An 8,380-nucleotide genomic window follows, 5' to 3' on the forward strand; every position below is an offset into this window, starting at 1 on the left:
CAGAGTTGTTGTTTGCGTAAGTGCGATCAATATTGGTAGGGAACATCAGTAAATTTTGACGCTAACTCAAAGCTTTTAGATGTTCCCTACCCCGCAAACGCTGTGGTGGAAAATGGCTGCATTTGTGCGGCAAAAAAGCGGAATATGAGTCCCGTTAGAAATGCGAAATAGAGAGTAAATCTCATGAATTTAAACTTGGCATTGGTCAATCTAGAAACTAAAACGGAGATACATAAATGGTTGAATATTGCAGCGTTGCCTATGCTTGGGTAGGCAGAGGATGGACTCAGGAAATTGAGTGGATCCGTATACAGGGCGAGGAAGTTTTCGAGTGGAGGGGGAAATATTGGACAGATTTTTTGAATCACATGGCACAACAGCAATGGGAGCTTGTTACAGTAGCTCCATTAGGAGGTGGAAAGACTAGCGTTTATGGGGTTGTCGCCTATTTTAAGCGCCATATCTAAGCCGTTAAAGTTAGCTCAACCGTTGTCCACATTTGATTGAATGTCTTAAACTAAAATTAAAGTAGCGTACCGAGAAACTGGCAATGTCTGAGCATACTGCAATCGTTCAATGGCAGCGTAACCAAGCAAAGTTCACAGATAACAAATACAGTCGCGAACATATTTGGCAATTTGACGGAGGAGCAGAGATTCCTGCTTCTTCCTCGCCAGATATTGTTCCCGTGCCCTATTCTAATTCTGACTGTATTGACCCAGAAGAAGCTTTTATTGCTGCTCTATCAAGCTGTCACATGCTTTGGTTTCTTTCTATTGCAGCCAAAAGGAAGTTTATCGTTGATAGCTATAGCGATCGCGCGATTGGTTTAATGGAGAAAAATGAAGCTGGAAAGCTAGCGATCGGCAAAATTTATCTGCGTCCACAGGCGATCTTTTCTGGGAATAACTTGCCCACCGACAAGCAGATTGAGGAAATGCACTCTGAAGCCCATCATAGCTGTTTCCTGGCAAATTCAGTAAAAACCGAAATTATTGTGGAAGCGATATGCCGACCGCACGCGCAAGGGACGCAGCATCATAATTTACCAATTATTCCTCTGAATTGAAAACAGTAACAGTGACCCATATGATTCAGAACAACGACAAAGCGAGAACCGATTTTCATAAGGATATCATTCGAGAGTTTGTTGACGCAATCAACGAACAAAACTGGGACAAACTCGCTCAATTGGTTGCCCCCAACTTCCTGCGACATAGCCACGCTGCTGGTGAACCTGGAATCTGTAATCGAGATGAACTTAAAGCATTTCTCCGCAGAGAAATAGAAACATTTCCTGATGCAAAAGAAAGTATCGAAGAAATGCTTGCCGAAGCGGATAAAGTAGCAGTACGGCAACGATTCCAGGGAACCCAACAAGGTTGGATGGGATCGTATCCGCCGAGTGGGAAGAAACTGACAGCAGATTACATTGCCATCTATCGGGTACAGGAAAATCAAATCGTGGAAGCGTGGGCAGCGTGGGACAATTTGAACGCACTAAAACAACTTGGTCACTTTAATCCACCCGCCTAACAACGCCGATGCACCGGACTATTGAACAGTTATTTGGTTGCGATCTTATAGCCAGAAAGTTGAGATAAATGTCTAACAACCCTGTTGCAGGGGACTGAATCAAGGCGTGGGGTGAAAATATTTATGAAAAGTTAAGTTCCACTCCTCCTCAAACTCCTTAACTTTTCTGTATCGACAGATCGATTGCCAAATTCTATAAAAAGAACATTCGCAACTGCGAGGCAATCGAGATGAACAACAAGTCAGGGTCTAATCTCAATAGTACTTTAGTTACAGCCGCCGTCTTAAGTAGGCTCGTTAACATATCTCTAATCCTTATCTGGCAAGCATCGCTCTCACATCATCCCACCGAGAGTCGTTCTTTTTCGCTAGCGGATTTTGCGGCAATTTTTCGGATGCCGTTGTAAATTAACGATATAATTTAACTCAAGTTGCTAGTTATCTCAGACATAGCAGCTAATGGCTAATGGCTAATGGCTAATGGCTAATGTCAGTAAAAATCCTATATTAGCAAGCTTGCAATTAGCAACACCGAAGTTTATAACTAGCAACTTGCGTTAATTTACTATCACCTGGTCTTTCACCCGCAGCAGGATTTCCCCGATGGAAAAACTGATTTTATCTTACGAATATCAAGTGGGTGGTCGTCTCCCCGTTGATGCACCCAGCTATGTGGTACGGCAAGCGGATGAAGAACTTTACAATGCTTTAAAAGCGGGTGAGTTTTGTTATGTCCTCAATTCCCGTCAGATGGGGAAATCTAGTCTGCGGGTGCAAGTGGCGAAGCGATTGCAAGCAGATGGAATTGCTTGCACGACTGTTGATTTATCTGGAATTGGTAACCGCAATACAACTCCGGATCAGTGGTATGCGGATATTATTATGCGACTGGTGCGGAGTTTCCGACTTGCAAACCAAATTAACGTGCGTCAGTGGTTAGCGGAACGACAAGATTTATCCCCCGTTGGTCGTTTGGGTGAATTGTTTGAAGCGGTATTGCCTGAGTTAATCGAGCAACCGATTGCAATTTTTTTCGATGAAATTGACAGCACTATTAGTTTACCCTTTAATACCGATGATTTTTTCTCCCTACTTCGAGCTTGTCACGAACAGAAATATCTGACTTTTGCTTTATTGGGAGTAGCAACGCCTTCGGATTTGATTGCAGATAAAACCAGAACGCCTTTTAATATTGGTCGCGCGATTCAATTGGATGGATTTCAATTGCCAGAAGTTGAACCATTAGAAAGAGGATTAGTCGATAAGGTAGATAATCCCGAAGCAGTACTCAAAGAAGTTTTATCTTGGACTGGGGGACAACCATTTCTGACTCAAAAGCTATGTCAGTTGGTAGCTGAAAGTAAAGATGGGGGGACGGGAAATGTTTCCCAATTCCCAATTCCCAATACGGAATTTCCTTACCTCAACAAGTTGGTGCGGGAGGTGCTGACCCAGCATGGGGAAGTTGCGGAACAGGTGGCTGGTATTGCGCGAGCGCACATTATCGAAAACTGGGCTGCACAAGACGAACCGCCTCATCTGCGGACGATACGCGAACGCATCCTCAACAACGAACAACGCGCCAGCCGATTGCTAGGATTATACCAGCAAATATTACAAAATAATGGCGTTCCAGCCGATGATTCCCCCGAAAAAATCGAATTACTTTTATCAGGATTAGTCGTCAAGCAACAGGGTAGCTTGCGAGTTTATAACCGCATCTATCAGGAAGTGTTTACCCAAGAATGGGTAGAAAAGCAATTAAAGAAATTGCGCCCCTATGCCGATTTAATCAACGCTTGGGTTGCTTCTGACTATCAAGATGAAAACTGTCTCTTGCGCGGACAAGCGCTTAAAGATGCACAAAATTGGGCAAAAGGCAATAATTTAAGCAACCAAGATTATCGATTTTTAGCTGCTAGCGAAGCCTTGGATAAACGCGAAGTGCAAAATGCTTTAGAAGTCTCAGAACGAGCAAATCAAATCCTAGCAGAAGCCGAACAAAAAGCCAGACAAACCATTCGACGCGGACTAATATTAATCTCGATGCTTTCTTTAGGCGCAGTTACCCTTTTGGGATTGTCGGCGGTGCTAGCATGGCAAACCGCGCAACAAAAACAACAAGTGGCCTTTGGTGAAGTTAAAGCGCTGACTCTCTCATCAGAAGCGGCTTTTGAATCCCATCAAACCTTAGATGCTTTGCTCGAAAGTCTCAAAGCGGGTATCAAATTAAACCAAATAGGTTGGAACAATGCGGATAATGACCTAAAAGTGCGAGTAGAAAAGACACTCAGACAGTCCCTCTATTGGGTGCGAGAACGCAACCGTTTAGTCGGTCACGGAGATTTAGTCACGCGGGTGAAATTCAGTCCCAACGGTAATCTTTTTGCGACTGCAAGTTGGGACAAAACCGTCAAAATTTGGCGACGAGATGGACAACTTTTACAGACTTTGCAGGGTCATACAGATGCAGTTTGGAGTACTAATTTTAGTCTTGATGGCAAAATGCTTGCTACTTCCAGTCGTGATAAAACCGTTAAAGTTTGGCGCGTTGAAGATGGTCGAGAATTAGTGACTTTTCGGGGTCATAAAGATTGGGTTGCTTGTGTAGGTTGGAGTCCTGATGGCAAGACAATTGCCTCGATGGAATGGAACGGAAAGATGAAGCTTTGGAACTTGGCGGGTGAGGAATTGCAGTCTTTTGATACCCATAATGCACCAGTTCTTGCTATTAGTTTTAATCCCGACGGAAAAAGCATTGCAACTGCGAGTCGCGACGGGACGGCTAAACTTTGGAGTTTAGATGGCAGGAACTTGCGAACGTTTCGCGGACATAGCAATTGGGTAATGTATGTTAATATCAGTCGGGATGGCAAAACAATTGCCACTGCCAGTCGGGATAAAACCGCGAAAGTTTGGAATTTAGACGGAGAAGAATTACTAACCTTGCCAGGTCATGAAGATACAGTTACCGGCGTCGTTTTTAGTCGCGACGGTCAAACCCTTGCGACTGCAAGTTTAGATAAAACAGTCAGAATTTGGAACCGCAAAGGCGAACAACAACAAATTTTGCGCGGACATACCGATGCAGTTTGGGGTGTAAATTTCGCTCGCGACGGACAAACTCTTGCGAGTAGTGGTGAAGATGAAACGGTGAGACTTTGGAACTTAGAAGGGTCAGATTTGGGTTACAAAGCTGTCACTTGGAGCGATACTGAAGGAGAGGAAGCGATTTGGGGTGTGGTTTTCAGTCCCGATGGTCAAATTCTCGGTACAACGGGTCGATATATGACTTCCAAACTTTGGAATCGCCAAGGACAGGAACAGGCGGCGCTGCGAGGTCATCAAGATACCGTCAGAAGTCTTCAATTTAGTCCAGATGGACGCTTAGTTGCGACTGCGAGTCGAGATAAGACGGTCAAACTTTGGAATTTGACAGGTAAAGAACTGGCAACTTTTAAAGGACATGAAGCGGATGTGAGAAGCGTTAGTTTTAGTCCCGACGGTCAAACAATTGCTAGCGCGAGTTGGGATACAACTGCTAAATTGTGGAGTCTTTCTGGCAAAGAACTATTAACATTGCGCGGACATCAAGCTGGACTTTGGAGCATTCGTTTCAGTCCCGATGGTCAAATTATCGCCACTGCAAGTGAAGATGGAACTGCTAAACTTTGGAATCGGCAAGGTGAAGAATTGGCAACCTTGCGAGGACATGAAGCGGGAATACAAGCGGTAGCTTGGAGTCCCGATGGTCAGATAATTGCCACTGCTAGTAAAGATAAAACAGTCAAACTTTGGAACCTTCAGGGAGAAGAATTGATTGCACTTCGCGGTCATCAAGGTGAAGTGAATGCGGTAATTTTTAGTCCTGATGGCAAAGTTATTGCAACGGCAAGTGAAGACATGACAGTTAAATTATGGAACCTTGAGGGAGAAGTATTGCAAACTCTTGGCGGTCAAGGTTCTGGAGTTAAAAGCGTCAGTTTCAGTCCCGATGGTCGCATCCTTGCTTCGTCAGATTCTATTGGTAAAGTGATTCTGTGGAATTTGAATTTAGATTTAGGTTCAGAGGCGTTATTAGCGCGGGGTTGCGATTGGGTGAGGGATTATTTGAGGAATAGTGCGAGTGTAAAAGAGGATGATCGACATTTGTGCGATCAGATTGGAATGGTGAAAATACCCAAGTAGAATGCCTGGTCGATAATGTCTAATAGACCTCTGCAAAAACTCTTGTGGGGTAGGCATCCTGCCTGCCTTTGAGTTTGTTTTTTGCAGAAGTCTAATACTCAAATATGTTTGAAACTGTTGAGAATACTGTATAATGTTTAATGAATTATATCATGTCCGCGAGAGATCGGTAGTGTATGGATGGCTAATTGCTAATTGCTAATTGCTAATATAGTATTTTTCCTGACATTAGCCATTAGCGATTAGCTATTAGCAGTTACACAACCGTTGCTACCGGACATGATATTATTGGTAGCTTGATGAAATATTTTCTATGAAAGCCGATTTAAAACTCAAGTTTCTGCAATCTTTCAATCAGTATATAAATAACGAGAATTCAAGGCAGATTAATCTGCTAGTGGTTAGCACCATTATCATCGCTATAATTGGTATTCTGCCTGCGATCGCCTTGCCTTCTTACTTGAGTCAATTAAACATTAAAGCAGCACAAGCAGAAGCAAGGCAAACCCTGATGGCAATGAATGCGGCTCAGCAAGCTTATTACCTCAGAAATAACCAATTTTTAAAGACTATGGGTGACTTCCAAAAGTTCAGTGGTCTTAGTATAAAAACAGCAACCGTTAACTATACATATGATGTTGTAAGTGTAGTAGGAGTGGGGGTTGTCAACTTAGCTAAGCCTCCACTTCGTTCGCAACTTTTTGCATATGCAGGAGGTGTAGGTAAAATTGAAACACCCGGAACAACCAAATACACGACTGCGACGGTATTGTGTGAAAGCAAAGTTCCAGGACTGCCACCTTCCGCTGGTTCAATTACGTTTACATTTAGAGAGGTAAAATGTAATGGAGCTGATTTTCAGGATGTTAAATAAAAGTTTTTTGTTCTCTTGAGGAGGTGTTTATGAAATCAGATTTGAAATTAAAATTTCCGGGAATTAGAACTTAGTGACAGTTTGTAGGGTGCGTTAGCCAAGAGTACGGCACCATTAATTGTATACATTGTCACTGTATAAGTCCTAATTGTAAGATTATTTGTTGTTTTTATAGTCTCCCGTCGGTGCCGTACTCTCGGCTAACGCACCCTACCCTTAGCTCAGTTATCAGCCATTTTCAATGGTTAAGTCTGTTCAATATGGAAATACGGATTGAACCTTACGACGCTCATCAACTTGATGCAGTCATTCGTCTTTCGCTGCGAGCATGGACTCCGGTGTTTGATTCGATTCAGAACGCGATGGACGCTGACGTTTACCGAGCATTCTATCCCGATAATTGGCGTGTGAGCCAGCAAAAGGCGGTCGAGAGTGTCTGTGCTGCGGACGACACAAATGTGTGGGTTGCGATCGCCGCTGGTTCAACGGTCGGCTTTGTAGCCGTGAAACTACACTCGGAAAGCAGCATGGGTGAAATCTACATGGTCGCTGTCGATCCAGACTTTCAAGGTCAAGGCATTGGCACAGCTCTGATGGAATTCGCGCTTGATTGGATGAAAGATGCTGGAATGTCTGTTGCTATGGTCGAGACTGGAGGCGATCCCGGTCATGCCCCAGCACGTCGCACCTATGAAAAGCTAGGCTTCGGGCTGTTCCCGGTTGCCAGATACTTCAAAAAGCTCTAGATCCCCAGGGATGGAAAACGATCGGCCTATCTGTAGTGCGATCGCATTGGCATGGTAAAAACATCGGAGTAGAGTTACCAGCCATTTTCAGCAGTTATCTTTAATCAGAGGTGTCTTTGTTTCAGGAGCGTGAAAATTTGGCGATCGCGTAGCATGGAGTAGAACCGTTGAACGCTATGACGACTCCAGTGGATTTTTCTGCCTATCTGCGATCGCTCTGTAACCATTATGCACAGTGGTGGAAAGCGTATGGGTTCATCGATGAAATTGACGACTCGACCTGGTTTGAGTTTGAGCTAGACAGCAAAACCCAAGAAAAGCCCATCAAACCGGGGGAAAAGCCTACCGAAAAAACCCAGCCTGTTTTGGCAGCTATTCGCGATTATGCCCACGAGAAAATTTTGATTGCGGCCAGTCCAGGGGCGGGAAAATCGACACTGTTGGCACGGGTAATGAGCGATGCAGCGCAACAGGCTATAAAAAATCCAGAGCTTCCCATTCCTGTGTTGGTAGAGTTAAAGCTTTACAGGGAATCGGGAATTTGGGGACTGCTCCAAACGGCGTTAGAAAATCATAACCTTTACCTCGAAATCCCGGATATCAAGCGACTGATAGCAGAACAGCGACTTTTGCTGCTGGCGGATGGATTTAATGAGTTGCCGAGTGAACCAACCAGAGCCGAATTTAAGAATTTCTGTCAGCGCCAGATGCCACTTATTGTCACTACGCGGGATTTTGTGAGTGATGTTGGGATTGAGCGTAAACTTGAACTCCAACCGCTGAGTTCTCCGAAGGTTAAAGCATTTTTTCAAAGTCGTCTGCCCGGTCAAGACCAAAAGCAGATCCAGGAACTGTGCGATCGCACCAGAGATTTTGGGCAAACACCGCTGATGGTGTGGATGATCTTCATTGAGCCGCTCTCCGCTCTAAAGAGACGGAGAATCAGGCCAGGAGTTAAAGTTAACTTTTCGCCCTTCAATAGCTATCTGGTTAACATTTCCTGACTGTGCCCTTGACCGCTCCGAGGGAGAATGAG

General features: G+C 44.3%; 7 protein-coding genes. All 7 read left to right on the top strand.

Features of this window, described 5'->3' with window-relative positions; all coding sequences use genetic code 11:
* Window positions 1-236 precede the first annotated feature (236 nt).
* A complete protein-coding gene (locus MiSe_RS45595) occupies window positions 237-467 on the top strand; it encodes a hypothetical protein (RefSeq protein ID WP_226593420.1) in 231 nt (76 codons plus the stop codon).
* A gap of 83 nt (window positions 468-550) precedes the next feature.
* Window positions 551-1,069: an OsmC family protein gene (locus MiSe_RS45600; protein ID WP_226593422.1), complete on the top strand. Its 519-nt coding sequence runs from the start codon at window positions 551-553 to the stop codon at window positions 1,067-1,069.
* A 20-nt stretch (window positions 1,070-1,089) separates the two neighbouring features.
* Complete coding sequence (locus MiSe_RS45605) at window positions 1,090-1,536, top strand: ester cyclase (protein ID WP_226593430.1); 447 nt, start codon at window positions 1,090-1,092, stop codon at window positions 1,534-1,536.
* Window positions 1,537-2,139: 603 nt separating this feature from the next.
* Entirely contained in the window at window positions 2,140-5,724 is a 3,585-nt protein-coding gene (locus MiSe_RS45610) for a WD40 domain-containing protein (RefSeq protein ID WP_226593424.1), read from the top strand.
* A 313-nt stretch (window positions 5,725-6,037) separates the two neighbouring features.
* Window positions 6,038-6,598 carry a type IV pilin-like G/H family protein gene (locus MiSe_RS45615; protein ID WP_226593426.1) on the top strand — a complete coding sequence of 187 codons (561 nt, stop codon included), beginning with the start codon at window positions 6,038-6,040 and terminating at the stop codon, window positions 6,596-6,598.
* 266 nt (window positions 6,599-6,864) lie between these two features.
* On the top strand, window positions 6,865-7,344 hold the full coding sequence (locus tag MiSe_RS45620; RefSeq protein ID WP_444980632.1) for a GNAT family N-acetyltransferase: 480 nt from the start codon (window positions 6,865-6,867) through the stop codon (window positions 7,342-7,344).
* 176 nt (window positions 7,345-7,520) lie between these two features.
* Window positions 7,521-8,348 (top strand): NACHT domain-containing protein, encoded by an 828-nt coding sequence (locus MiSe_RS45625; protein ID WP_226593432.1) that lies wholly within the window; start codon window positions 7,521-7,523, stop codon window positions 8,346-8,348.
* Window positions 8,349-8,380: the final 32 nt, after the last annotated feature.

Origin of the sequence: Microseira wollei NIES-4236, assembly GCF_020521235.1 — a bacterium.
In the GTDB taxonomy this organism is placed as follows: domain Bacteria; phylum Cyanobacteriota; class Cyanobacteriia; order Cyanobacteriales; family Aerosakkonemataceae; genus Microseira; species Microseira wollei.

Bases quoted from the DNA above. Each gene is read 5' to 3' on its own strand.
- MiSe_RS45595 (WP_226593420.1), top strand. From the start codon at position 237: ATGGTTGAATATTGCAGCGTTGCCTATGCTTGGGTAGGCAGAGGATGG.
- MiSe_RS45600 (WP_226593422.1), top strand. From the start codon at position 551: ATGTCTGAGCATACTGCAATCGTTCAATGGCAGCGTAACCAAGCAAAG.
- MiSe_RS45605 (WP_226593430.1), top strand. From the start codon at position 1,090: ATGATTCAGAACAACGACAAAGCGAGAACCGATTTTCATAAGGATATC.
- MiSe_RS45610 (WP_226593424.1), top strand. From the start codon at position 2,140: ATGGAAAAACTGATTTTATCTTACGAATATCAAGTGGGTGGTCGTCTC.
- MiSe_RS45615 (WP_226593426.1), top strand. From the start codon at position 6,038: ATGAAAGCCGATTTAAAACTCAAGTTTCTGCAATCTTTCAATCAGTAT.
- MiSe_RS45625 (WP_226593432.1), top strand. From the start codon at position 7,521: ATGACGACTCCAGTGGATTTTTCTGCCTATCTGCGATCGCTCTGTAAC.